Source organism: Halomonas maura (assembly GCF_030409305.1).
Classification (GTDB): domain Bacteria; phylum Pseudomonadota; class Gammaproteobacteria; order Pseudomonadales; family Halomonadaceae; genus Halomonas; species Halomonas maura.
Genome location: NZ_JAUFPQ010000009.1, coordinates 449,444 through 474,666 on the forward strand (window position 1 = coordinate 449,444; position 25,223 = coordinate 474,666).

General features: G+C 68.5%; 24 protein-coding genes. 10 read left to right on the forward strand and 14 right to left on the reverse strand.

Going from position 1 to position 25,223, the window contains the following annotated elements; translation table 11 throughout:
* The first annotated feature begins 73 nt into the window (after positions 1-73).
* From yihG to QWY76_RS04195, 5 genes are all read left to right on the forward strand, one after another.
* Positions 74-943, forward strand: a complete 870-nt coding sequence (yihG, locus tag QWY76_RS04175; RefSeq protein WP_290309848.1) for a 1-acylglycerol-3-phosphate O-acyltransferase, YihG family — start codon at positions 74-76, stop codon at positions 941-943.
* Entirely contained in the window at positions 892-1,800 is a 909-nt protein-coding gene (locus tag QWY76_RS04180) for a LysM peptidoglycan-binding domain-containing protein (protein WP_290309849.1), read from the forward strand. The genes yihG and QWY76_RS04180 overlap by 52 nt, the downstream gene beginning before the upstream one ends.
* Positions 1,801-1,913: 113 nt before the next feature.
* Positions 1,914-3,071: a glycosyltransferase family 4 protein gene (locus QWY76_RS04185; protein WP_290309850.1), complete on the forward strand. Its 1,158-nt coding sequence runs from the start codon at positions 1,914-1,916 to the stop codon at positions 3,069-3,071.
* A complete protein-coding gene (locus tag QWY76_RS04190) occupies positions 3,043-3,582 on the forward strand; it encodes a phosphatase PAP2 family protein (protein WP_290309851.1) in 540 nt (179 codons plus the stop codon). Before QWY76_RS04185 ends, QWY76_RS04190 begins: the two co-directional genes overlap by 29 nt.
* A 24-nt stretch (positions 3,583-3,606) precedes the next feature.
* The gene (locus QWY76_RS04195) at positions 3,607-4,224 is read left to right on the forward strand and encodes an alpha-ketoglutarate-dependent dioxygenase AlkB family protein (RefSeq protein ID WP_290309852.1); all 618 of its coding nucleotides are present in this window, start codon (positions 3,607-3,609) and stop codon (positions 4,222-4,224) included.
* 95 nt (positions 4,225-4,319) lie between these two features.
* Here the strand turns inward: QWY76_RS04195 and gcvT are convergent, their stop codons facing one another.
* The gene (gene gcvT, locus QWY76_RS04200; protein ID WP_290309853.1) at positions 4,320-5,429 is read right to left on the reverse strand and encodes a glycine cleavage system aminomethyltransferase GcvT; all 1,110 of its coding nucleotides are present in this window, start codon (positions 5,427-5,429) and stop codon (positions 4,320-4,322) included.
* 68 nt (positions 5,430-5,497) lie between these two features.
* Positions 5,498-6,874, reverse strand: a complete 1,377-nt coding sequence (locus QWY76_RS04205; protein WP_290309854.1) for an alanine/glycine:cation symporter family protein — start codon at positions 6,872-6,874, stop codon at positions 5,498-5,500.
* 520 nt (positions 6,875-7,394) lie between these two features.
* Here QWY76_RS04205 and gcvH point away from each other — a divergent pair.
* Together gcvH and gcvP are read left to right on the forward strand one after the other, a co-directional pair.
* Complete coding sequence (gcvH, locus tag QWY76_RS04210; RefSeq protein WP_290309855.1) at positions 7,395-7,787, forward strand: glycine cleavage system protein GcvH; 393 nt, start codon at positions 7,395-7,397, stop codon at positions 7,785-7,787.
* Positions 7,788-7,876: 89 nt separating this feature from the next.
* Positions 7,877-10,771 carry an aminomethyl-transferring glycine dehydrogenase gene (gene gcvP / locus QWY76_RS04215; RefSeq protein WP_290309856.1) on the forward strand — a complete coding sequence of 965 codons (2,895 nt, stop codon included), beginning with the start codon at positions 7,877-7,879 and terminating at the stop codon, positions 10,769-10,771.
* A gap of 73 nt (positions 10,772-10,844) precedes the next feature.
* Here the strand turns inward: gcvP and QWY76_RS04220 are convergent, their stop codons facing one another.
* On the reverse strand, positions 10,845-11,777 hold the full coding sequence (locus QWY76_RS04220) for a LysR family transcriptional regulator (protein WP_290309857.1): 933 nt from the start codon (positions 11,775-11,777) through the stop codon (positions 10,845-10,847).
* 190 nt (positions 11,778-11,967) lie between these two features.
* On the opposite strand from QWY76_RS04220, the gene ppnN reads away from it, so the two are divergent.
* A complete protein-coding gene (gene ppnN, locus QWY76_RS04225; protein ID WP_290309858.1) occupies positions 11,968-13,329 on the forward strand; it encodes a nucleotide 5'-monophosphate nucleosidase PpnN in 1,362 nt (453 codons plus the stop codon).
* Between the two features lie 167 nt (positions 13,330-13,496).
* Here the strand turns inward: ppnN and QWY76_RS04230 are convergent, their stop codons facing one another.
* Positions 13,497-13,868, reverse strand: coding sequence for a hypothetical protein (locus QWY76_RS04230; protein WP_290309859.1), 372 nt, complete (start codon positions 13,866-13,868; stop codon positions 13,497-13,499).
* 2 nt (positions 13,869-13,870) lie between these two features.
* A complete protein-coding gene (locus QWY76_RS04235) occupies positions 13,871-14,335 on the reverse strand; it encodes a flavodoxin (RefSeq protein WP_290309860.1) in 465 nt (154 codons plus the stop codon).
* 158 nt (positions 14,336-14,493) lie between these two features.
* On the opposite strand from QWY76_RS04235, the gene QWY76_RS04240 reads away from it, so the two are divergent.
* On the forward strand, positions 14,494-14,700 hold the full coding sequence (locus QWY76_RS04240; protein ID WP_290309861.1) for a DUF2788 domain-containing protein: 207 nt from the start codon (positions 14,494-14,496) through the stop codon (positions 14,698-14,700).
* Positions 14,701-14,768: 68 nt separating this feature from the next.
* On the opposite strand, the gene ihfA is transcribed toward QWY76_RS04240, so the two are convergent.
* The 9 genes from ihfA to QWY76_RS04285 all read right to left on the reverse strand — a co-directional run bounded on the left by ihfA (position 14,769) and on the right by QWY76_RS04285 (position 23,614).
* A complete protein-coding gene (gene ihfA, locus QWY76_RS04245; RefSeq protein ID WP_183385408.1) occupies positions 14,769-15,071 on the reverse strand; it encodes an integration host factor subunit alpha in 303 nt (100 codons plus the stop codon).
* Positions 15,072-15,109: 38 nt separating this feature from the next.
* Positions 15,110-17,491, reverse strand: coding sequence for a phenylalanine--tRNA ligase subunit beta (gene pheT / locus QWY76_RS04250; protein WP_290309862.1), 2,382 nt, complete (start codon positions 17,489-17,491; stop codon positions 15,110-15,112).
* Between the two features lie 31 nt (positions 17,492-17,522).
* Complete coding sequence (gene pheS, locus QWY76_RS04255) at positions 17,523-18,542, reverse strand: phenylalanine--tRNA ligase subunit alpha (protein WP_290309863.1); 1,020 nt, start codon at positions 18,540-18,542, stop codon at positions 17,523-17,525.
* Between the two features lie 135 nt (positions 18,543-18,677).
* Positions 18,678-19,031 carry a 50S ribosomal protein L20 gene (gene rplT / locus QWY76_RS04260; RefSeq protein ID WP_021817421.1) on the reverse strand — a complete coding sequence of 118 codons (354 nt, stop codon included), beginning with the start codon at positions 19,029-19,031 and terminating at the stop codon, positions 18,678-18,680.
* A gap of 37 nt (positions 19,032-19,068) precedes the next feature.
* Positions 19,069-19,263: a 50S ribosomal protein L35 gene (rpmI, locus tag QWY76_RS04265; protein WP_016854829.1), complete on the reverse strand. Its 195-nt coding sequence runs from the start codon at positions 19,261-19,263 to the stop codon at positions 19,069-19,071.
* Positions 19,264-19,348: 85 nt separating this feature from the next.
* Positions 19,349-19,927 (reverse strand): translation initiation factor IF-3, encoded by a 579-nt coding sequence (gene infC, locus QWY76_RS04270; RefSeq protein ID WP_435388948.1) that lies wholly within the window; start codon positions 19,925-19,927, stop codon positions 19,349-19,351.
* Complete coding sequence (gene thrS, locus QWY76_RS04275) at positions 19,924-21,822, reverse strand: threonine--tRNA ligase (protein ID WP_290309864.1); 1,899 nt, start codon at positions 21,820-21,822, stop codon at positions 19,924-19,926. Before thrS ends, infC begins: the two co-directional genes overlap by 4 nt.
* Before the next feature lie 222 nt (positions 21,823-22,044).
* Positions 22,045-22,866: an OmpA family protein gene (locus tag QWY76_RS04280; RefSeq protein ID WP_290309865.1), complete on the reverse strand. Its 822-nt coding sequence runs from the start codon at positions 22,864-22,866 to the stop codon at positions 22,045-22,047.
* Positions 22,867-23,146: 280 nt separating this feature from the next.
* On the reverse strand, positions 23,147-23,614 hold the full coding sequence (locus QWY76_RS04285) for a DUF2489 domain-containing protein (RefSeq protein ID WP_290309866.1): 468 nt from the start codon (positions 23,612-23,614) through the stop codon (positions 23,147-23,149).
* A 165-nt stretch (positions 23,615-23,779) separates the two neighbouring features.
* On the opposite strand from QWY76_RS04285, the gene QWY76_RS04290 reads away from it, so the two are divergent.
* Positions 23,780-25,223, forward strand: a 1,444-nt coding sequence (locus tag QWY76_RS04290) for an SLC13 family permease (protein WP_290309867.1), incomplete at its 3' end; no start/stop codon positions are given.

Consider the following 25,223-nt stretch of genomic DNA (forward strand, 5'->3'; position numbering starts at 1 on the left):
TGCCCGCGCCTCTGGGCACCCTCGCCGTGATCCATTAGCATTGCCTTTCCCGATGACGACGAAGGAGACCGGCATGTCGACCCTCAGGGGGATCGTCAGCCTGCTGCTGCTGACCCTCAACACCCTGTTCTGGGCGGTGCCGCTGATCGCGCTCACCCTGCTCAAGCTGGTCACGCCGGGACGTCCCCTGCGTCGCCGGGTACTCGCCGGCCTCAACGCCGTCGCCCGCTGGTGGGTCGACGTCAACCTCTGGTGGATGCGCCACTGGATAGGTCCCGACCTGCGCCTGGACCTGCCGGACGGCCTGACCCGCAACGACTGGTGGCTGGTGCTCTCCAACCACCGTAGCTGGACCGACATCTTCGTGCTGTTCATGGCCCTGCACCGGCGCATTCCCATGCCCCACTTCTTCGTCAAGCGCCAGCTGATCTGGCTGCCCGTGGTCGGCCTGGCCTTCTGGGCCCTGGAGTTTCCCATGTTGCGGCGCATGACCCGGGAACAGCGCGAACGTCACCCGCACCTGGCCCGTCGCGACCGGGAGGCGACCGAGCGCATGTGCCGCCAGGCCCGGGAGCGCCCCATCGCCATCTACAACTTCGTCGAGGGCACCCGCTTCACGCCGGCCAAGCATGCCGCCCGGCGCAGCCCCTATCGTCACCTGCTGCCGCCCCGGGCCGGCGGCATCGCCCAGGTCCTCGGCCTGCTCGGCGACCGCCTCGGCGGCATCCTCGACGTGACGATCAGCTACGACAATCCCGACCCCCGCTTCTGGGACTTCCTCTGCGGCCGCGAGCGAACCATCCACCTGCGGGCCCGGCGCCTGGCGGTGCCGGCCTGGATGCAGCAAGGCGACTACCACCAAGACCCGACCTACAAGGAACGCTTCCACTCATGGCTCAACGCCCTGTGGCAGGCCAAGGACGCCGCCCTCGACTCGCCCTGATCCTGCTGGTCATCCTGCTGGCGGGCTGTGCCGGCACGCCCTCGGGCGCCCTGCGCGGCGGCGCGCCGCTGGCCGGCAGCTGGATCACCATCCAGCGCGGCGATACCCTCGGCGAGATCGCCCGGCGCGCCGAGGTGCCGCTGGTCCGCCTGCGCCGCTTCAATCCCGGCGTCGATCCCCGTCGACTCGCCGTGGGGCAACGCATCCTGGTGCCCAGCGGCCGCGAGCGGGCGCCCTCCGGCGGCCCCTACCGCTATCAGGTGCGCCCCGGCGATACCTATACCGCCATCGCCCGGCGCTTCGGCACGGTCCCCGGCCGCGTGGAGGCGGCCAACCCCGGTATCGCGGCCACCGACCTCAGGGTCGGGCAGCTGATCCAGGTGCCGCTGGGCGGTGCCCGCCGGGCCGCCCGGCCCACGACCAAGCCGGCCGCGTCCCGTCCGTCACGGGCCCGGCTGCCGGACCCCGGCGAGGTGCCCCGCCAGGCCAGCGGCTGGCCCTGGCCCCTCGACGACTACCGGGTGGCCCGGCGCTTCGGCCCCGATGCCCGCGGCACCCTTCAGCCGATGCTGCTGGCCACCGACGAGGGCGCCCGGGCCAAGGCCGTCGCCGCTGGCCAGGTGCGCTTCGCCGGCAGCATGCGCCAGCTGGGCCGGGTGGTGATCGTCCATCACCCCGACAACCTGCAGAGCGTCTACGCCCTGTGCGAGACGCTGCTGGTCGAGAGCGGCAAGCAGGTCCGTCGCGGCGCGCCGCTCTGCGAAGTCGGCCGGCATGCCGCCAGCGGACGCCATGACCTGCTCTTCGACATGCGCCACGGCGGCAAGCCCATCGACCCGACCACGGTGCTGCGCTGAGCCGACGGGGCTGTCATCGCCGCTTCACCGCGCTGTCGCCCCGCTGTCACGCGCCTCGGGCATCGTCGTGATTGACGGGGGCCATCCCGGCCCGCGACGCCACGAGGGACGACATGCGCATCTGCCTGGTCAGCGAAACCTGGTCACCGGATATCAATGGCGTGGCCCATACCCTGGGCCGCCTCAGCGACGACCTGCGGCGGCGCGGCAAGACGCTGCAGCTGATCCGTCCGCGCCCCGCCGCTGGCCCGCATGTCGCCGAGGGCATTGCCGCCGAGCTCCAGGTCCGCGGCGTATCGATGCCCGGCTACCGGGAGGTGCGCCTGGGCCTGCCCGCGGCGCGCCGCATCCGTCGCCTGTGGGAGGCCGAGCGCCCCGACGTCGTCTACCTCGCCACCGAGGGGCCGCTGGGCTGGTCGGCACTGGGCGTGGCCGAGCGACTGGGCATCCCCGTGGTCGGCGGCTGGCACACCAACTTCGACCACTACTGCCGCGACTATGGCGTCGGCTGGCTGTCCTCCCTGGTCACCCGGCGGCTGCGGCGCTTCCACAACCGCTGCGGGGCCACCCTGGTGCCCACCCGGGCCCAGGCCCGCAGCCTCAGCGCCCGGGGCTTCGAACGGGTGCGGGTGATGGCGCGGGGCATCGACGGCGAGCACTTCTCGCCCCGCCACCGGGACCCGGCCCTGCGCGAGGCCTGGGGCAGCGATGAGCATCGGCCGGTGGCCCTCTACGTGGGCCGGCTGGCCCCCGAGAAGAACCTCCCCCTGCTGCGCGACACCTTCACGGCCATGCTCGCCGCCCGCCCGGACATGACCCTCGTCGCGGTCGGCGACGGCCCCGGCCGGGCGGCGCTGGAGAAGGCGCTGCCCGAGGTCCACTTCACCGGTTTCATCGACGCCGCGAGCCTGGCGCGCCACTATGCCAGCGCCGACCTCTTCATCTTCCCGTCCATTTCCGAGACCTGGGGCAATGTGCTCCTCGAGGCCATGGCCAGCGGCCTGGCCACGGTGGCCTTCCGCCACGCCGCCGGCGCCGAGCTGATCGAGGATGAGGTCAACGGCGTCAGCCTGACCGTCGGTGACGAGACCGGCTTCCTCGAGGCCGCCGTCACGCTGTGCCAGCAGCCGGCCCGCTATGGCCGGCTGGGGCGTGCCGCCCGGGAGCGGGCGCTGCACTACCGCTGGCCGGCCATCACCGACGACTTCCTCGCCGCCCTGAACCTTGCCCGGGAGATGTCCGATGAAACCACGCGCCCCTGCGGTATTTGAACGCCTCGACCTGCTGGAGTGGCAACTCTGCCAGCGACTGGCCGGCTTCAGCATCCACCGGCCCTGGCTCGCCACCCTGCGCCTGGCCAGCAAGCTCGGCGACTGGCCGCTCTGGGTCGCGGTGATCCTCGCCCAGCCCTGGCTGCACGGCCAGGCGGGCTGGCGACTGGCCGGCCAGTATGCCCTGACGGCCGTGGCGGCCATCGTCTTCTATCGCCTGGTCAAGACCCGCCTGTGCCGCGAACGCCCCTTCATTACCTTCACCACCATCCGCTGCCAGGAACCCGCCCTGGACCGCTACAGCTTCCCCAGCGGGCACACCATCCACGCGGTGATGTTCCTGATCCTGGTCGCGGCCCACAGCCCCGCCCTGCTGCCCGCCCTGGTGCCGCTGGTGGCGCTGATCGCGGTGTCGCGGGTCGGCCTGGGGCTGCACTACCTCAGCGACGTGGCCGCCGGGGCGGCGATCGGCTATGCCTTCGCCCAGGCGAGCCTGGCCCTGGCCGGCTAGCCGGCGGGCTGGCATGCTCGGGGCATGGCCCCGATCGATCCTCCCCACGGCGCGGCGCTGCTGGCCTCGCCGGCGCTGATTCGCTTCACCGACCTGCTCGGCGACCCCGCCGCGGACCGCGCCCTCGCCCGCCTGGACCGCGAGCTGGACTGGCAGCAACCACGGCTGCGCCTCTACGGCCGCGAGCACCCGATCCCGCGCCGCCAGGTGTGGATGGGCGACGCCCGCTATCGCTACTCGGGTCGCGACTTCCACCCGGCGCCCTGGCACCCGACGGTCGTGGCCATCCGCGATGCCGTGATCCGGCGCCTGGCCGTGGCCGGTTACCCGGCCCGCTTCAACAGCGTGTTGCTCAACCGCTATGCCAACGGCCGTGAGCGCATGGGCTGGCACAGCGATGACGAGCCGGAGCTGGGTCCCGCACCGCTGATCGTGGGCGTGTCGCTGGGCGCCGACCGCCCGCTGCGCTTCCGCTGGAAGGACCGCCGCGCCCCGGCGTTCAATGTGGACCAGCCCCACGACAGCCTGCTGTTGATGGGCCCCGGCACCCAGGCGGCGCTCGAGCATGCCCTGCTGCCACGCCGGGGCGATGAGCTGCGCATCGGCCTGACCTTTCGCTGGATCACGCCGGCCGGCCCCTGATGGGGCGCCCCGATCCACGCCAGCGACACAACGGAAAGCGGCCACCCCGCTCGGGATGGCCGCAGGTAGCGCCATTGCAAGATAACGGTATAAGCTCAGCCGCGATAGTAGCCCGGCGTGACGAAGGGCATCTTGCTGACCGTCATCGGCAACCGCTTGCCGCGCACCTCGGCATGCACGACGGTGCCGACCTCGGCCTGGGCGATGGTCACGTAGCCCATGGCCACCGGCTTGCCGACGCTGGGGCCGAAGCCGCCCGACGTCACCGCGCCGATGCGATTGCCCTCGGCGTCGAACAGCTCGGCGCCCTCGCGGACCGGCGCCCGACCCTCCCCTAGCAGGCCCACCCGCTTGCGCTGGTGGTCCTTCTCGGCGACCTGGTGCAGGATCAGGTCGGCCCCCGGGAAGCCACCGGGGCGCTCGCCGCCCCGCCGGCGCGGCTTGCCGATGGCCCAGATCAGGCCCCCCTCCACCGGGGTGGTGCTGGTATCGATATCGTGGCCGTACAGGCACAACCCCGCCTCGAGGCGCAGTGAATCCCGCGCGCCCAGGCCGATCGGCTCGACCTCGTCCTCGGCGAGCAGGCGTCGCGCCAGGGCCTCGCTCTGTTCGGCGGCGACCGAGATCTCGAAGCCATCCTCGCCGGTATAGCCGCTGCGGCTGATCCACACCTCGATTCCCTCGATGGTGAACTTGCCGTGCTGCATAAAGACCATCCGGCAGGCGTCGGGACACAGGCGCCGCATGACGGCGGCGGCCTTCGGCCCCTGCAGGGCCAGCAGACCGCGGTCCAGCACCTCGACCTCGTGGTCGGCCAGGCCGCGGCGCAGGTGGGCGATGTCCTGCTCCTTGCAGGCGGCGTTCACCACCAGGTAGAGGTGGTCGCCGGCATTGACGATCATCAGGTCGTCGAGGATGCCGCCCTCCTCGCTGGTGAACAGCCCGTAGCGCTGCATGCCCTCGGCCAGGCCGACCAGGTCCGCCGGCACCAGGGTCTCCAGCGCCTTGGCCGGCTCGGGCCCGCGCAGCAGCACCTGCCCCATGTGCGAGACATCGAACAGGCCACAGGCCTGGCGGGTGTGCTCATGCTCCTTCTTCACGCCGAGGGGGAACTGCACCGGCATGGCATGGCCGGCGAAGGGCACCATCCTGCCGCCCAGTTCGACGTGCAGATCGTAAAGCGGGGTCTTGCGTTGTTCGGTCATCGGATCGTTTCACCCTTGCCATGAGTGGAAAGCGGGCGTGGCCGGCACCGGGCCGGCCACGCCGTCGCTCACTTGTTGAGGTCCTCGCCCGGCAGCACCGGCTTGCCCTCGAAGTAGTCCTTGGTCAGCTGGAACACCACCGGCGACAGCAGCGCCAGGGCGATCAGGTTGGGAATGGCCATCATGGCGTTGAACACGCTGGCCAGCAGCCACACGAAGCCGAGCGGCAGCACGGAGCCGACGAAGATCGCCAGGATGTAGACCACCCGGTAGTACTTGATCGAGGCCACGCCGAACAGGTACTCGAAGCACTTCTCGCCGTAGAAGGCCCAGCCCAGGATGGTGGTGAAGGCGAACACCGCCAGGGCGAAGGACACCACGTACTGGCCGATACCCGGCAGGGCCTCGTTGAAGGACAGGGCCGTGAGGGCCGCCCCTGTCTCGCCGGAGGTCCAGGCGGTGGTCAGGATCGCCAGGGCGGTGATCGAGCAGACCACGATGGTGTCGATGAAGGTCCCGAGCATGGCGATCAGGCCCTGGCGCACCGGGTTCTTGGTCTGCGCCGCGGCATGGGCAATGGGCGCGCTGCCCAGGCCCGCCTCGTTGGAGAAGACCCCGCGGGCGACGCCGAACTGGATCGCCTTGGCCACGGCGGCCCCGGCGAAGCCGCCGGCGGCGGAGATCGGCGTGAAGGCGTGACCGAAGATCATGCCCAGGGCGCTGCCGACCTGGTCGGCGTTGATGAACAGCACCAGCAAGCCACACACGACGTAGGCGATGGCCATGATCGGCACCAGCTTGCCCGCCACCTTGGCGATCCGCTTGATGCCGCCGAGGATCACCGCACCGGCCAGCACCATGATCACCAGGCCGGTGATCCAGTGCGGCATGCCGATGGATTCACCCAGGCCGTCGGCCACGGAGTTGGACTGCACGGTATTGCCGATGCCGAAGGCGGCCACGGCACCGAACAGCGCGAAGGCACCGCCCAGCCAGCCCCACTTCCTGCCCAGGCCATTGCGGATGTAGTACATCGGACCGCCGACGTGATCGCCGGCCGCGTCCACCTGACGGTAGCGCACCGCCAGCACCGCCTCGGCGAACTTGGTGGCCATGCCCACCAGGGCGGTGATCCACATCCAGAACACCGCGCCGGGACCGCCCAGGAAGATGGCGGTGGCGACGCCGGCGATATTGCCGGTACCGATGGTCGCCGACAGCGAGGTCATCAGGGCGTTGAAGGGCGATACCTCACCTTCTCCCTCCTCGCCCTTGGCGGTGGTACGTCCCTGCCACAGGAGCCTGAAGCCCATGCCCAGCTTGCGGATGGGCAGGAAGCGCAGGCCCGCCTGCAGATACAGGCCGACGCCCAGCAGCAGTACCAGCATCAAGGGGCCCCATACGACCCCCTCGATGGCTGACAGTAGATTGGTCAAGGTTTCCACGTCTCGTCTCCCTATACTGGTTGTTGTTATGCACCAACGTGCATGTGCTCGCGGTCGGGTGAAACCACGCTGATACGAACACGCGTACCATAGCGGATACTTCCGTTGGCGCTCCAGTCTCCTATTGGAAAATTTGGTGATTTCTCGATCCGGCAGGACAAAGTATAGTCACAACCGCGCCATGGCCCGTTGTTCATTTGCACGTTCCGGGCCTGGAGGCCGCCCTAGGGGCGGGAGCCAGGGCCTTCGGCGGCGCCGAGGAGAAACTTGTTTCTTATCGGAAACGCTGCCACTCTAGCCGTGGGATTCCACCAGGGCAAGGACTGGCCACGCACGGCGTGGCGTCCGCGCCCGGCGCACCGGGGCATCACGGAACTGGGCAAGACCCGCGACGGGCACCTAAGCTGGGGGTGGACCCTCCCCGTCACGGGGAATCCAGGCGCGCCGGGGCTCGCCAAACGGCCACGAGGGCGTTAGGATGCCCCCGCATCAGAAAACCTTTTTCGTATAGGAAATCGTCATGAGCTCTATCCCCGCCAACCTGCGTTATGCCGAAAGCCACGAGTGGGTGCTGGACAACGGAGACGGCACCGTGACCATCGGCATCACCGATCATGCCCAGCAATCGCTGGGCGACGTGGTATTCGTCGAACTGCCCGACGTCGGGGCCACCCTGGCCAAGGGGGACGAATTCGGGGTCGTCGAGTCGGTCAAGGCCGCATCCGACCTTTATGCCCCGGTGTCCGGTGAGGTGGTGGCGATCAACGAGGCCCTCGAGGACGCGCCGGAGTCCATCAACGAGTCGCCCTACGAGGACGCCTGGATCATGAAGGTGCGCATCGAGGACGCCGCCGCCCTCGACGACCTGATGGACGCCGACGCCTACCAGGCCTTGGCCGACGCTGACGACTGATCCCTCCCGGCGGACCCGGCCGGCGGCCGGGTCCGCGCTTGCCGCTCTCCTGCCCGGACTCGGGTGACGAAACGTAAACAGGGTATTCCATGGCTTTCGACAAACGCCGCCTGGCCGACCTGGCCAATCATGATGCTTTCATCCGTCGCCACAACGGCCCGGAGGCTGCCGACGTGGCCGCCATGCTGGCGACGCTGGACATGGACAGCATGGCCAGCCTCATCGAGCGCACCGTGCCGGCAGGCATCCGCCTGGGCCGTGAGCTGGACCTGGATCCGCCGCGCAGCGAGGCCGAGGCCCTGGACTATCTCTATCGCCTGGCCCGCCAGAACCGCGTGGCCAAGAGCTACATCGGCCAAGGCTACTACGATACCCATCTGCCGGCGGTCATCCAGCGCAACGTGCTGGAGAACCCGGGCTGGTATACCGCCTATACCCCCTACCAGCCGGAGATCTCCCAGGGTCGCCTGGAAGGCCTGCTGAACTTCCAGCAGATGGTCATGGACCTCACCGGCATGAGCCTGGCCAACGCCTCGCTGCTCGACGAGGCCACCGCCGCCGCCGAGGCCATGGCGCTGTGTCGGCGTGCCAACAAGAAGGCCAGGAGCGATGCCTTCTTCGTCGCCGACGACGTCTTCCCCCAGACCCTCGACGTGGTGCGCACCCGGGCCCACTACTTCGGCTTCGAGCTGATCGTCGGCCCGGCCGAGGAACTGGCCGCCCACGAGGTCTTCGGCGCCCTGCTGCAGTATCCCGGCGACGGCGGCAAGGTCCACGACCTCGCCCCGCTGCTGGCCGCGGCCAAGGGCAAGGGCATCATGACCTGCGTGGCCGCCGACATCATGTCGCTGGTGCTGCTGCGAGAGCCCGGCGCCCTGGGCGCCGACATGGTAGTCGGCTCCTCCCAGCGCTTCGGCGTGCCCATGGGCTTCGGCGGCCCCCACGCCGCCTTCTTCGCCACCACCGACAAGCTCAAGCGCTCGATCCCCGGCCGCATCATCGGGGTCTCCCGGGACAACCGCGGCCACACCGCCCTGCGCATGGCCATGCAGACCCGCGAGCAACATATCCGCCGCGAGAAGGCCACCTCCAACATCTGCACCGCCCAGGCGCTGCTGGCCAACATCGCCGGCTTCTACGCCGTCTACCACGGTGCCGAGGGACTGCGCACCATCGCCGGGCGCATCCACCGCCTGACCACCATCCTCGCCGAGGGCCTGAGGCGCAGCGGCATCAGCCTGGCCCACGACAGCTGGTTCGACACCCTGCGGCTGACCGGCGCGGACGCCTTCAAGATCCACGGTCGCGCCATGGCTCACGACGTCAACCTGCGCTACTTTGCGGACGGCGACGTGGGCATCAGCCTCGACGAGACCACCACCGCCCACGACCTCTACCTGCTGTTCGACGTGCTGCTGGGGGAGGAGCATGGCCTGTCCGTGGCCGCCCTCGATGCCGAGATCGTCGCCCAGGGCAGCAGCGGCATCCCGGCGGCCAGCCGCCGCGAGTCCGAGTTCCTGACGCACCCGACCTTCCGCCGCTACCACAGCGAGACGGAGATGCTGCGCTACCTCAAGCGGCTGGAGAACAAGGACCTGTCGCTGGCTCACGCCATGATCCCGCTGGGCTCATGCACCATGAAGCTCAACGCCACCACCGAGATGATCCCCATCACCTGGCCGGAGCTCGCGCGCATCCATCCCTTCGCGCCCAAGGACCAGGTGGCCGGCTACAAGCAGATCATCGACGAGCTGGCCGCCTTCCTGGTGGAGATCACCGGCTACGAGCATATCTCCATGCAGCCCAACTCCGGCGCCCAGGGCGAATACGCCGGGCTGGTGGCGATCCGTCGCTACCAGGCGGCCCAGGGCCAGGGACACCGTGACGTCTGCCTGATCCCCAGCTCCGCCCACGGCACCAACCCGGCGTCGGCGGCCATGGCCCACATGAAGGTGGTGGTGGTGGAGTGCGACGCGGACGGCAACATCGACCTCGATGACCTGCGCGCCAAGGCCGAGCAGCACGGCGAGGCCCTCTCGGCGATCATGCTCACCTACCCGTCCACCCACGGGGTCTTCGAGGAAGGCGTGCGCGAGGCCTGCGAGATCGTGCATCGCCATGGCGGCCAGGTGTACATCGACGGCGCCAACATGAACGCCCAGGTCGGCCTGGCCCGCCCCGGCGACTTCGGCGGCGACGTCAGCCACCTCAACCTGCACAAGACCTTCTGCATCCCCCACGGCGGCGGCGGCCCGGGCATGGGGCCGATCGGCGTCAAGGCCCACCTGGCGCCCTACGTCTCCAACCACGTGGTGCGCCCGCTGGACGGCGTCGAGGCGGATTCCGGCGCGGTGGCGGCGGCGCCGTTCGGCAGCGCCTCGATCCTGCCGATCTCCTGGGCCTACATCAAGATGATGGGCGCGCGGGGCCTGCGCGAGGCCACCGAGTTGGCCATCCTCGGCGCCAACTACATCGCCCACCGCCTCGGCGAGCACTACCCGGTGCTCTACAAGGGCGCCAACGGCACCGTGGCCCACGAATGCATCATCGACATCCGCCCGCTCAAGGCGGCCTCGGGGATCAGCGAGGAGGATATCGCCAAGCGCCTGATGGACTACGGCTTCCATGCCCCGACCATGTCCTTCCCGGTGCCGGGCACGCTGATGATCGAGCCCACCGAGTCGGAGTCCCGCTGCGAGCTGGACCGCTTCTGCGACGCCATGATCGCCATCCGCGAGGAAGTCGCCCGGGTCGAGGCCGGCGAGTGGCCGGCGGACGACAACCCGCTGGTCCATGCCCCGCACACCATGGCCGACCTGATGGACGCCGACTGGGAGCGCCCCTACTCCCGCGAGCTCGGCGCCTTCCCCTCGGCGTCGGTCAAGGCCGCCAAGTACTGGCCGGCGGTCAACCGGGTCGACAACGTGCTCGGCGACCGCCAGCTGATCTGCTCCTGCCCGAGCATCGACGCCTACCGCGAGTGAGCCCGGCGCCCAGCAACGAGAAGCCCCGCCATGGCGGGGCTTTTTCGTGGCGGGAGGATCGGGAGGCGACGACTCAGCCCAGACGCTCGCCGGCCTCGGGCATCGGCGGCTTGCCGTGCCCGTAGCGCTCGTGGCGGCGATGCTCGCGGAAGGCCTCGAGCAGTCGGGTATAGCGCCGCGGCATGCGGCTGCCCCGCCGGGTGACCAGGTAGAGGGTCTCGTGGATCGGATGGGGCAACGACAGCTCCTTGACCTGGCGCTGCCAGGGCGAGGTCTCCAGCACCAGGCGCGAGACCACGCTGAAGCCCAGGCCCCGCGCCACGGCGTCCAGCACCATGCTCACCTCGTTGGTGAAGCCCTGGCGGGGGAAGTGGCTCATCGAGCGGAACTCCGCCGGGAAGTTGTGGCGAAGCAGCACCCCGGCATGGTTGACGCCATCGGAATAGCTGATGAAGCCGATGCCCATCAGGTCGGCCAGCCCGGTGCCGGCGAAGTCCGCCGGCACCACCAGGCACAAGGGTTCCTGGTGCCACGCCTCGCAGTCGACATCCGGGTGGCGCACGGCCTCGGTGACGATGCCCAGATCATGACGTCCGGCCAGCACGTCGGTGACGATGTCGTGATTGAAGGCGAAGCTGTAGCTGACCGTCAGCCCGGTGTGCATCTGCTGCTGCCCCAGGATGAAGGGATACAGCATCAGGCCGACGCTGCCCGGCGAGGCGAGGCGACACTCGCCGCTGTCGAGGCTCTCGTCGTCGAGGGAGTGGCGGAACTGCTCGTGCTCGGCGAACAGCTTCAGGGCATAGTCATGGGCGCGCCGCCCCGCCTCGGTGAGCACGAAACGCCGGCCCTGGCGGTCCAGCAGCGGCTTGCCCAGGTACTGTTCGAGCTTGCGCATATGCTGACTGACGCCCGGCTGGGTCATCTCGAGGCGCCGGGCCGTGCGCGTGAAGCTGCCGGTCTCGACGAGAGTGATGAAGGTACGGAAGTACTGGGCGTTGAACATGGCACGAGCGTCGCTGGCAGGGACCGGACGCCATCATTCTACCAGCTCGCTCCCCGCACCGCAGCGCTGCCCGCGGCCAGGCGGCGTGGTAGCATGAAGGCATCATCCATTGGCGCCGCCGCAAGGGTCGGCGGGCCAAGCCGCGGGCCCTACCCGCCCGCTTCTATCCCCAGTGACACGGACGCCCTGAATGGCCGACACCATCTCCAGCACCATTTCCCCGGAAGGCAGCCTCGAGATCCTCTCGCAGCACGAGGTCAACCGGTTGCATGACACCTCCCGCCGCGGCCTCCATGAGTTGCTGCGCAGCTGCGCCCTGGCCGTGCTCAACTCCGGCAACCCCACCGACGATGGCCTCGCGCTGATGGAGACCTACCCCGATTTCGACATCGAGGTGCTCCAGCAGGATCGCGGGGTGCGCCTCAAGCTGACCAGCGCCCCCGCCGAGGCCTTCGTCGACGGCAAGATGATCCGCGGCATCCGCGAGCACCTGTCCTCGGTGCTGCGCGACATCGTCTACGTCTACAACGAGATCCAGACCCACCACCGCTTCGACCTGACCAGCGCCGAGGGCACCACCAATGCGGTGTTCCACATCCTGCGCAAGGCCGGCACCCTGAAACCGAGCCGCGACCCCAGCCTGGTGGTGTGCTGGGGCGGGCACTCGATCAGCCGCGAGGAATACGATTACACCAAGCACGTCGGCTACCACCTGGGCCTGCGTGAACTGGACATCTGTACCGGCTGTGGACCGGGCGCCATGAAGGGGCCGATGAAGGGTGCCAACGTGGCCCACGCCAAGCAGCGCCGCAGCGAGGGCCGCTACCTCGGCGTCTCGGAGCCCGGCATCATCGCCGCCGAGGCGCCGAACCCGATCGTCAACGAACTGGTGGTGATGCCCGATATCGAGAAGCGCCTGGAGGCCTTCGTGCGCCTGGGTCACGGCATCATCGTCTTCCCCGGCGGCGTGGGCACCGCCGAGGAGATCCTCTACCTGCTCGGCATCCTGCTGCACCCGGACAACGCCGACATGGAGCTGCCGGTGATCCTGACCGGTCCCGCGGACTCCGCCGACTACTTCAGGCGCATCGACGAATTCCTGGTCTACACCCTGGGCGAGTCCGTGCGCCGCCTGTACCGCATCATCATCGACGACCCCATCGAGGTCGCTCGCACCATGCGCAAGGGCATCGACGACGTCACCGAGTACCGCCGCGCCCGCCAGGACGCCTTCTACTACAACTGGCGGCTGACCGTGGCCCGGGACTTCCAGGAGACCTTCGATCCCACCCACGAGTCCATGGCCGGCCTGGCCCTGCACCGCAACCAGCCGGTACACGAGCTCGCCGCCAACCTGCGCCGGGCCTTCTCGGGCATCGTCGCCGGCAACGTCAAGGAACGCGGCATTCGCCTGATCGAGGCCCATGGCCCCTTCCGACTCAGCGCCGAGCCCGAGCTGATGGCCCGGCTGGACGAGCTGTTGGGCTCCTTCGTGGCCCAGGGTCGCATGAAGCTCGCCGGCCAGTACGAGCCCTGCTATACGCTGGGCTAAGCGTAGGGAATGAGGAGTGAGGAGTGAGGAGTGAGGAGTGAGGAGTGAGGAGTGAGGAGTGAAGGGTGAAGCGTGAAGCGTGAAGCGTGAAGCGTGAAGCAGGCAGGAGAGCCCTGCCGATCGCGGTTCTCGACTCTTCGCTCTTCTTCCTTCTTCCCTGTTACGCCTTATCTCTCGTCGGCCGGCTTCCACCAGAGGCCGAGGGCGTGCAGCAGCAACCCCGCGGTGGCGCCATGGGAGACCAGCAGCGCCCAGCCTCGCCAGCCGGCCGCCAGCAGCTGCCAGCCCGCGGTGACCAGGACCCCGGCCACCAGGCAGACCACCAGGCGCCGGAGCAGGACGGGCAGGCGCCCGCGAGCCTCGGCGGCCAGCAGGCGCCACTGGGCCAGCGCCACGCCGATCACCACTACCAGGGCGATCCCCAGCAGCGTCAGGCGGCTCTGCTGGCCGTCCATCAGGTAGCGCGGCAGGCTGACCAGCATGACGACGGCGAGCCCCACCAGCAGGCTCAGGCGTTCCGGCGTCGGCGAGGCGCCCATGCTCAGGCGACCTTGAGCTGCTGGGCCTCGATCCACTCCTCGACCCAGGGCAGGGCCTCGTCGTCGGCCATGAAGGTCTCCATGGCGTCCACCTCGAGACGCTCGCCCAGGCGCGACGCGCCCTGGCCCTGGAGGAGCTCGTCGAGGCTGCGACCGGCCCCGCAGTAGGAGTCGACGTAGGAGCTGTCGCCGAGCGCGATCAGCCCGTAGCGCAGCGTCCCCAGGCCGGGGCTCTGGCTCTCCAGCTCGCGCACGAAGGGCACGATGTTGCCGGGGTAGTCGCCACTGCCGGTGGTCGAGACGCAGAACAGCGCCAGGTCGGTGGGCGACCCGGTCAGGTCGTCCAGGGTCGGCTGGTCGTAGATGGCGACTTGGTAGCCGGCCTCCTCGAACAGCGGCGTGACCTGCTCGGCCACGTCAAGGGCGCCGCCGTACATGGTACCGACGAATATCTTCAGCATGGGCATGTCGTGGAATTACCTGAGAATTTCGCTCGGATACTAACACGGGGCGGCCCCGCCTCGCATCCCGGGGCTGAGGCAGCATGCCGCGCCTGGCCCCCTGCGAATGCCAGCAAGAACGAGTATCATATTTCGCCTTGATTCCCCCTCACCACGGAGGCGAGATGCAACAGACCTTCGAAGCCTGGATCACCCCGCTGATGATCGGCGGACTGATGCTGTTCATGTGCTTCATCATCTGGGACCTGGCCAAGCAGTCCCGGGCCGGTCGCTTCGGCACCCTCATGCTCTTCGTGGTGCTCGGCGCCGGCATGCTCGGCTATGTCTTCAAGGTGGTGGTCAGCTGGGCCCTGGAGAACGGCCTCGTCTAGGCGCGTCGCAGGACGAGGAAATGACGACGCCACCCCGCGGGGTGGCGTCGTCGTCCATGGCCGGGGCGTCAGCGCTCCTCGGGGTGGTAGTCCTCGACCTGGGTCTTGAGCTTCTGACCCGGCCGGAAGGTCACCACGCGCCGGGCCGAGATGGGGATCTCCTCGCCGGTCTTGGGATTCCGTCCGGGCCGCTCGCGCTTGTCGCGCAGGTCGAAGTTGCCGAAACCCGACAGCTTGACCTGCTCGTTCTCGCGCAGGCAGCCGCGGATCTCCTCGAAGAAGGCCTCCACCATGGACTTGGCCTCGCGCTTGGACAGGCCGAGTTCGGCGTGCAGGTGTTCGGCCAGTTCGGCCTTGGTCAACGCCCCCATGTCGCTTTCCTCACGCTGATGGCCGACCTCCCTCGTCGTCATGCGCGAAGCTCGGCACCCAGGTGCAGCCGTGACTCCTCGACGATGGCATCGACCAACTGGTTGATTTCCTCGTCATTTAGCGTGCGCGAAGGATGCTGCCAGGTCAAGCCCAGGGCCACGCTCTTGCGCCCCTCCGGCACGCCCTGGCCCTGGTAGACATCGAACAGCCGCGCCTCCACGAGCCACTCCCCGGCCTGGGCACGCAGGGTGTCGAGCAGTGACTGCACCGGCAGGTCGGCATCGACCAGGAAGGCCAGGTCGCGGCGCACCTCCGGATAACGCGACAGCGGTTGGAAGGCCGGCACCTTGCCATGGGTCAAGGCGTCCAGGCGCACCTCGAAGAGCAGCGCGTCCACCTTCAGCCCCAGCCTGGCGCGTACCGCCGGATGCAGGGTGCCGATCCAGCCGGCCTCCTCGCCGCGGTAGAGGAGGCGCGCGCACTGCCCCGGGTGCAGGGCGGCATGCTCGCCGGGCTCGAAGCGCCAGGCCTCGGGCTCGCCGCCCATGGCCAGCAGGCTTTCCAGGTCGCCCTTGAGATCGAAGAAGTCGACCTTGTCCTTGCCACCACTCCAGCCTTCGGGCTCGCGGGCGCCGCAGACCAGGGCGCCGAGCATCGGCACCTGGCTCAGCGAATCCAGCTCGCCGCGGAACACCAGGCCGGTCTCGAACAGCCGCACCCGGCTCTGCTGGCGGTTCAGGTTGTGCTGCAGGGCCCGCACCAGGCCCGGGAAGAGGCTCGCCCGCATCACCGAGAGATCGCTGGAGATCGGGTTGGCCAGCGTCGGCGAGACCGCCTCGGGCAGCAGCGCCGCCTGCAGCTCGGGGGCGACGAAGCTGTAGGTCACCGCCTCGAAGTAGCCCCGGGCCACCAGCTGGCGACGCAGTCGTGAAAGCGGCGTACGCGCCTCGTGGTCGGGGCGCAGGCCGAGTCGCGCCTGGGGACGGCGCACCGGCAGGCGGTTGTAGCCGTGGATGCGCGCCACTTCCTCGATCAGGTCCTCCTCGATGGCGACATCGAAACGCCAGCTCGGCACCCGGGCGCGCCAGCCCTCCTCGCCGGCTTCCACCGCCATGCCGAGACGCTCGAGGATCTCGCCGACGTCCTCGGCGGGCAGCACCTTGTCGAGGGCCTGGTCGAGACGCGCCCGGCGCAGCAGCACCTCGCGCTCGCCGGGCAGGCGGTCGGTGTCGACGACCTCGACCAGCGGCCCGGCCTCGCCGCCGGTGATGTCCAGCAGCAGGGCCGTGGCCCGCTCGGCCGCCTCGCGGGCCAGGGTCGAGTCGACGCCGCGCTCGAAGCGATGGGAGGCATCGGTGTGCAGGCCGTAGGCGCGGGCCTGGCCGGCCACGGCCAGCGGCGAGAAGTGCGCCGACTCGAGGAAGATGTCCCGGGTCTCGGCGTTCACGCCGGAGTGCTCGCCGCCCATGACGCCGGCGATGGCCAGCGGGCCGCGCTCGTCGGCGATGATCAGGGTCCCGCCGCTCAGGGTGATCTCCTGGCCGTCGAGCAGCACCAGCCGCTCGCCCTCTCGCGCCTGGCGGACCACCACGGCGCCCTGCAGGTTGGCGCGGTCGAAGGCATGCAGGGGCTGGCCGAGCTCGAGCATCACGTAGTTGGTGACGTCGACCACCGGGTCGATGGCACGGATGCCGCCACGGCGCAGCCGCTCGACCATCCACAGCGGCGTCTCGGCGGTCACGTCGACGCCCTTGATCAGCCGGCCCAGGTAGCGCGGACAGCCCTCGGCGTCCTCGACGCGCACCGGGAAGGTCTCGTCGTGGGCCGGGGGCACCGGCGCGATACTCGGCCCTTCGACCGCCAGGCGGTTGAGCACGCCGACCTCGCGGGCCATGCCCTTGACGCTCAGGCAGTCGCCGCGGTTGGGCGTGAGGTCGACCTCGATGGTGTGATCATCGAGGGCCAGGAAGTCGCGGACGTCCTCGCCCACCGGCGCCTGCACCGGCAGCACCAGGATGCCTTCGGAGGCCTCCTCCGTCAGGCCCAGCTCCGAGGCGGAGCAGATCATGCCGCGGGACTCGACGCCGCGCAGCTTGGCCTTCTTGATCCTGAAGTCGCCAGGCAGCACCCCGCCGACCCGGGCGAAGGGCACCTTCTGGCCCTCGGCCACGTTGGGCGCGCCGCAGACCACCTGCACCGGCTCGCCGCTGCCGTCGTCGACCTGGCAGACACTGAGCTTGTCGGCGTCCGGGTGCGGAGCCCTGGCGACGACCTCGGCCACCACCACGCCCTCGAAGGCGGACGCCACGGGCTCGATGGCATCGACCTCGAGGCCGGCCATGGTGATCTGGTCGGCCAGGGCCTGGGTCGCCAGCGCCGGGGAGACCCATTCACGCAGCCACTGTTCGGAAAATTTCATGACAAATCCTATCGCTGTGTTCTTGAGACGGTCAGGCGAACTGCTTGAGGAAGCGCAGGTCGTTGTCGAAGAACAGCCGCAGGTCGTTGACCCCATAGCGCAGCATGGCCAGGCGCTCGGCGCCCATGCCGAAGGCGAAGCCGGTGTAGCGCTCGGTGTCGATGCCGGAGTGGCGGAAGACTTCCGGATGCACCATGCCGCAGCCCATGACCTCCAGCCAGCCGCTTTGCGAGCAGACCCGGCAGCCGTCGCCGTTGCACATCACGCACTGGATATCCACCTCCGCCGACGGCTCGGTGAACGGGAAGTAGGACGGGCGGAAGCGCACCGAGAGATCCTCGCGCTCGAAGAAGGCGTGCAGGAAGTCCTCGATGGTGCCCTTGAGGTCGGCGAAGCTGACGCCCTCGTCCACCAGCAGCCCCTCGACCTGGTGGAACATCGGGGTATGCGTCAGGTCCGAGTCGCTGCGATAGACCCGCCCCGGGCAGACGATGCGGATCGGCGGCTCGGCCTCCTTCATGGTGCGCACCTGGACCGGCGAGGTATGGGTGCGCAGCAGCCGGGTGGCATCGAAGTAGAAGGTGTCGGCCATGCCCCGCGCCGGGTGGTGGGCGGGAATGTTGAGGGCCTCGAAGTTGTGGTAGTCGTCCTCGATCTCCGGGCCCACCGCCACGTCGTAGCCGATGCGGGTGAACAGCCCCTCGATGCGCTCCAGGGTCCGGGTCACCGGGTGCAGGCCGCCACTCGGCTGGCCGCGACCGGGCAGGGTCACGTCGACGCGCTCGGCGGCCAGGCGGGCTTCCAGGGCGGCCTTCTCCAGGGTCTGACGGCGCTCGTCGAGTTCCTCGGCCAGGGCCTGCTTGGCCTGGTTGATGCGCTCGCCGGCGGCCGGGCGCTCTTCCGCCGGCAGCTTGCCGAGGCCCTTGAGCAGCGCGGTGATCTCGCCCTTCTTGCCGAGATAACGCACGCGCAGCTCGTCCAGCGCGGCCATGCCGTCGGCGGCGTGGATGGCGTCGCGGGCCTCGGCGACCAGAGTGGGAAGGTGGTCCATCCGTTGATGCTCCGAAGTAGTGAGCTTGCTTTGTCGCATGCGAAAAAAAACAGGGGAAGAGCGGCTGCTCTTCCCCTGCGACGATCATCGGGACGGCACGCACCGTGGTCCGCGCCCTCCCGGAATCGAGATCACTTACTGGGCAGCCTTGGCCTTCTCGACGATGGCGGCAAAGGCAGCCTTCTCGTGAACGGCCAGGTCGGCGAGCACCTTGCGGTCGATCTCGATGCCGGCCTTCTTCAGGCCGCCGACGAAGCGGCTGTAGGACAGACCGTGCTGACGGGCACCGGCGTTGATGCGCTGGATCCACAGGGCGCGGAACTGGCGCTTGCGCTGGCGACGGTCACGGTAGGCATACTGACCGGCCTTGATGACGGCCTGCTTGGCCACGCGGAAGACGCGTGAACGGGCACCGTAGTAGCCCTTGGCCTGCTTGAGGATCTTCTTGTGACGGCGACGTGCAACGACGCCACGCTTGACGCGAGTCATGGCTTACTCCTGACGGTAAAGGGTTGCGACCAAGGGGTTACAGGTTCGGCAGCATGCGCTGCACGAGCTGCTTGTCGGCGTCGTGGATCTGCTTCATCCCACGCAGCTGACGCTTCCGCTTGGTGGACTTCTTGGTCAGGATGTGACTGCGAAACGACTGCTTGTGCTTGAAGCCGTTGGCCGTCTTCTTGAAGCGCTTGGCAGCGCCGCTGTTGCTCTTGATTTTCGGCATGAGATGAACTCCGCTCGAGATTCTTTAGAAAATCCGGGGCCGATGGCCGGCGTCTCGCCGGCCACCCGTTGACCGGGCCGTCGGATCACTTCTTCTTGGGGGCAATGATCATGATCATCTGGCGCCCTTCCATCTTGGGGAAGGACTCCACGGTACCGATCTCCTCGAGATCGGCGGCGATCCGCTCCATCAGCTTGCGACCGAGGTCCTGATGGGCCATCTCGCGACCGCGGAAGCGCAGCGTGACCTTGCCCTTGTCGCCACCTTCGAGGAAACGCACCAGGTTCTTCATCTTCACCTGGTAGTCGCCCTCGTCGGTGCCAGGCCGGAACTTGACTTCCTTGACCTGAATCTGCTTCGTCTTCTTCTTCTGTGCCGCCTTCTGCTTCTTCTGCTCGAAGACGAACTTGCCGTAATCCATGATCTTGCAGACGATGGGATCGGCATTGGAAATCTGGACGAGGTCCAAACCGGCCGTTTCGGCACGCTCCAGCGCTTCGCTGGTGGGCACGATGCCCAGCTGCTCGCCGTCGCTGTCGATCAGGCGAACCTGATCCTCGGTAATGCGCTCGTTCATCGGGGGGCGCTTGTCCTGCGGGCGCCCTCTAGGGTTGCTTCGCTTGATGGTTCCGTCTCCACTTTCGCCTAAGGAAGATGTCGCTATTGCCGCTCGGCCCGTACCAGGTCGATGAAGGCGTCCACCGTCATGATACCGAGATCTTCGCCGCTGCGGGTGCGCACGGCGACCGAGTCGGCCTCGACTTCCTTATCTCCCACCACCAGGAGATAGGGGACCTTCTGCAACGTATGCTCGCGGATTTTAAAGCCGATCTTCTCGTTCCTCAAGTCCGCCTTGACGCGAAGGCCGATTTTTTGCAGGCGCCGCTCGAGGTCGAGGGCATGATCCCGCTGGGCATCGGTGATGGTCAACACCGCTGCCTGCTGCGGGGCCAGCCACAGCGGCATGGCGCCGGCATAGTGCTCGATGAGGATACCGATGAAGCGCTCCATCGAGCCGACGATGGCGCGGTGCAGCATTACCGGGGCACGGCGATCGCCCTCCTCGTTCACGTACTGGGCGCCGAGGCGGGTGGGCATCATGAAATCGACCTGCATGGTGCCGACCTGCCAGGCCCGGCCCAGGCAGTCCTTCATGTGGTACTCGATCTTGGGACCGTAGAAGGCGCCCTCCCCCGGCAACTCGTCCCAGGCGACGCCGCAGGCCTTGAGTGCGCTGCGCAGGGCGTCCTCGGCGCGATCCCACACGTCATCGTCGCCGAGACGCTTATCGGGGCGCAGCGCCAGCTTCACGTCGATGTCTTCGAAGCCGAAGTCACCATACACCTTCTGGGCCTGGCGGTGGAAGCTGGTGACCTCCGACTCGATCTGCCCCTCGGTGCAGAAGACGTGGCCATCATCCTGGGTGAAGCCCCTCACGCGCATCAGGCCATGCAGGGCACCGGACGGCTCGTTACGATGGCAGCCGCCGAATTCGCCGTAGCGCACCGGCAACTCGCGGTAACTGCGCAGGCCGGAGTTGAACACCTGCACATGCCCCGGGCAGTTCATCGGCTTGAGCGCGTATTCGCGCTTTTCCGACTCGGTGAAGAACATCCCGTCGGCGTAGTTGTCCCAGTGGCCGGACTTCTTCCACAGCGACACATCCATGATCTGCGGGCAGCGAATCTCCTGATAGCCGCCATCCTTGTAGACCTGGCGCATGTATTGCTCGACCACCTGCCACAGCGTCCAGCCCCGCGGATGCCAGAACACCATGCCGGGGGCCTCTTCCTGCATATGGAAGAGATCGAGCTTGCGCGCCAGCTTGCGGTGGTCGCGCTTCTCGGCCTCCTCGAGGCGCTTGAGGTAGCCCTTGAGCTGCTTCCTGTCGCCCCAGGCGGTGCCGTAGATACGGGTCAGCATGGGACGCTCGGCGTCCCCCCGCCAGTAGGCACCGGCCAGCTTGGTGAGCTTGAACGCCTTGAGGTGCCGGGTATTGGGCACATGGGGGCCCCGGCACATGTCGGTGTATTCCTCGTGATGATAGAGGCGGATGGTCTCGCCCTCGGGAATCTCACGGACGATCTCCTGCTTGTACGGCTCGTCGCGGTGCAGGAAGGTCAGCATGGCCTGGTCGCGGTCGACGTACTCGCGGACCACGTCATAGCCCGTCTCGATCAGCGCCTTCATGCGCTGCTCGATGGCCTCGAGGTCCTCGGGGGTCACCGAGCGGCCGAAGTCGATGTCGTAGTAGAACCCGTCCTCGATCACCGGCCCGATGGCCATCTTGGCATCGGGATAGAGCTGCTTGACGGCGTGGCCGACCAGGTGGGCACAGGTGTGGCGAATGATCTCCAGCCCTTCCGGGTCACGGGCGGTGATGATGGCCACCTCGGCGTCATGGTCGATGACGTCCGCGGCATCCACCAGCACGCCATCGATGCGGCCGGCCACGCAGGCCTTGGCCAGGCCGGTGCCGATGCTCTCGGCCAGTTGCATCACGCTGGGCGGTTCGTCGAAGGATCTCTGGCTGCCGTCCGGCAGGGTCACGATGGGCATGATGAAGAGGTTCCTTGTGCGCAGTGGTGATCCATACCAGGGATCACGTGTCGCCAGAAAGAATGGTCGTCGGGGCGCTCGAGAAAGCGCCGCCTAGCCTAGCAGACGCCCCCCCTCGACGCCATGGCCGGCGGGGAGGCGGCACGAAAAGAGGCGCCCGAAGGCGCCTCCCGGAGACTCGCCATGCCCCGGCTCGTCGGGGCATGGGGGCTCAGCGCGGGATCACTCCCACTCGCCCAGCTCCACGCGGCGGTTTTCGGCGCGGCCGGCATCGGTATCGTTGGTCGCGACCGGCTGCGACTCACCATAGCCGATGGTGCGCATGCGGTTGCGGTCGACACCCTGGGTCGCCAGGTAGTCGGCGACGGAGTCGGCACGACGCTGGGACAGATCCTCGTTGTAGGCATCGCTGCCCACGGAATCGGTGTGACCCTCGACACGCACGCGAACGTTCTCGTTGGCACGCAGCTTCTCGGCGACACCGGCCAGGATCTGCTCGGCGCCCATGGTCAGCGTGGCGGAGTCGAACTCGAAGTTGACGTCACGCAGCACCAGGTCTTCCTCGCAGCCCAGGGCGTTGACCTCGGCACCGGCCGGGGTACCCGGGCACTGGTCCTGGAAGTCCGGCACGCCGTCGCCGTCGGAATCCAGCGGGCAGCCGACGGCATCCACGGCCACACCGGCCGGGGTACCCGGGCACTGGTCGTTGGCATCGATGACGCCGTCACCATCGGTGTCGCGCGCCTCGCGCTCGGCCGCCGGAGTGCGGTTGGGCTCGGCACACAGCAGCGCACCGATGGTGGCACCGGCGGTGCTGCCGATGGCCGCCCCCTGGTCCTCGTCGGACTCACTGCTGGTGGCATAGCCGATGCCGCCACCGACCACGCCGCCGGCCAGGCCGCAGACGAAGGGGTGCTTGTACCAGGCACGATCGGAGGACGCGGAATCCCCCATGCCGGAGGATTGAGAGGCCGAGCTGGCGCAGCCGGAAAGGCCGACAACCAGAGCGGAACCGAGCAGTAAGCCAGTCGTTGATTTCTTCATGTAAGACTCCTTCTTGACACAAATCTGGTATGGGCAACGTCAGCGAAACCATCCAGTAAGCAGTGGGTCCGATCTGCAATTTCAGGCGAGGCGAGCAAACCCCACCCTCCCCGACCAAGAAAGCACGGATATGCCTTTTCAGCCAGTCAATGCCGCGAGATGACTGCGGACTCCTTCCACATTTCAGCCATCTACGGCTCGGTGGCAAGCTTGCCGAAGTCTGGCGGATGATGCAATCAAAAGGGCCATCGAGCACGAATATCGACGGCCTTGACCGGGATCAATGCAGCGACCCGGGCCAGCCCCGTCGAAAGCTGACCACGGCGCCGGCCGCCTCGAGCACGGCATCGCGCAGCTCGTCCTCGACGGCCAGTCGCTCGCGGTCCTCGTGGAAGCGGGCCTTGGGGCTCAGGGCCTGGCGGGCGGAATGGGTATGCAGGTGGCGGGTGCGGCTGTGCACCTCGCCGAAGGCGCGGAACTCGGGACGCTCGATCAGGCTGGGGTCGAGGATCTCGAGCAGGGTCTTGCAGCGCCAGGCGCCCTCGGTGATGTCCACCTGTTGCTGCATCAGGGCCGAGGCGACCAGCTCGAGGTTCTCGAGACAGTTCTCGTGGGCCCGGCGCAGCTCCTCCTCGCGGAAGTCCCGGCGGCGTTTCACTTCCCGCCACAGGGTGACGGCATAGGCCCCGAGGCCGGCCACGACGGCCAGGGCAAGGCCGAGCAGGATCAGCGCGGTGGTGGTGGTCATGGATAGCTTCCCGACGAGCGTTGCATGGACAGCGCATTCTATACTGCCGGGGGATGCGTCCCAAACCCTTGATTGCCATGTGCTTGCCCGCCACCCGGCCGCCGGCCCCCGGAAAGCGCCGCAGGGCGGCGCCCCGACCGGCGGCCGCGAGACGAGGAGAACCGCATGTCGACTGGCAGCCCGACGCCGTCGCCGCCCTCGCGTGCCGGCCGGATCGGCCTCTGGCTGGGCCCGCTGTGGCTGGTGATCTGCCTGCTCGCCCCGGCCCCGGCGGGAATGCCCGAGCCGGCCTGGTCCTGTGTCGGTCTGGCCCTGCTGATGGCCACCTGGTGGTCCACGGAAGCGATCCCGATTCCCGCCACCGCGCTGGTGCCCCTGGTGCTGGTTCCCGCGCTGGGCATCGGCGAGATCCGCGAGACCGCGGCGAGCTACGCCAACCCCATCATCTACCTCTTCCTCGGCGGCTTCCTGCTGGGGATCGCCATGCAACGCTGGAACCTGCACCGGCGGATCGCCCTGCGAGTGCTGCGGGTCGTGGGGCGCCACCCGAGGCGCCAGATCGGCGGCTTCATGCTGGCCACCGGGTTTCTCAGCATGTGGGTCTCGAATACCGCCACCACCATCATGATGCTGCCGATCGGCATGTCGGTGGTCAGCCTGCTCGACGACAGCGACCCCGAGGCACTGGGGCGCTATGCCACCGCCCTGCTGCTGGCCATCGCCTACTCGGCGAGCATCGGCGGCGTGGCGACGCTGATCGGCACCCCACCCAATGCCCTGCTCGCCGGCTACCTGGCCGACGAGCGGGGCATCGACCTGGGCTTCGCCCGGTGGATGCTGGTCGGCCTGCCGATCAGCGTGGCGATGATGGCCTGCGCCTGGTGGTGGTTGACCCGCCGTGGCTTCGCCCTGACGGCCGGCGAGGACAGCGCCGCCCTGATCGACGACGAGCTCGACCGGCTGGGCGGCATCACGTCGCCGGAGCGCCGGGTGGGCACGCTCTTCCTGCTGGCCGCCGCGGCCTGGGTCGGCCGCCCGCTGCTCAACGATGCGGGGCTCGACTGGCTTTCCGATACCGGCATCGCCATCGCCGCCGGCCTGCTGCTGTTCCTGACGCCGGCCGGGCGCGCCCCCGGCGAACGACTGATGAGCTGGGAAGAGGCCCGCGAGCTGCCCTGGGGGATCCTGCTGCTGTTCGGCGGTGGCCTGGCCCTGGCCGGCACCATCAGCCGCTCGGGGCTGGCGGAGTGGATCGCCGACCAGCTCGGCGGATTGGCGGTCTTCCCGCTGCTGGCGCTGATCGGCAGCGTGGTGCTGGTGATCATCTTCCTCACCGAGATCACCTCCAACACCGCCACCGCCGCGGCCTTCCTGCCGCTGCTGGGCGCGCTGGCCCTGTCTCTGGACATCTCGCCGCTGCTGATCACCGTGCCCGCGGCCATCGCCGCCAGCTGCGCCTTCATGATGCCGGTGGCCACCCCGCCCAACGCCATCGTCTTCGCCACCGGGCACCTGCGCATCCAGTCGATGATCCGCGCCGGCTTCGCGCTCAACCTGATCGGCACGGCGCTGGTGACGCTGATGGCCTACGCCCTGCTGATGCTGTTCT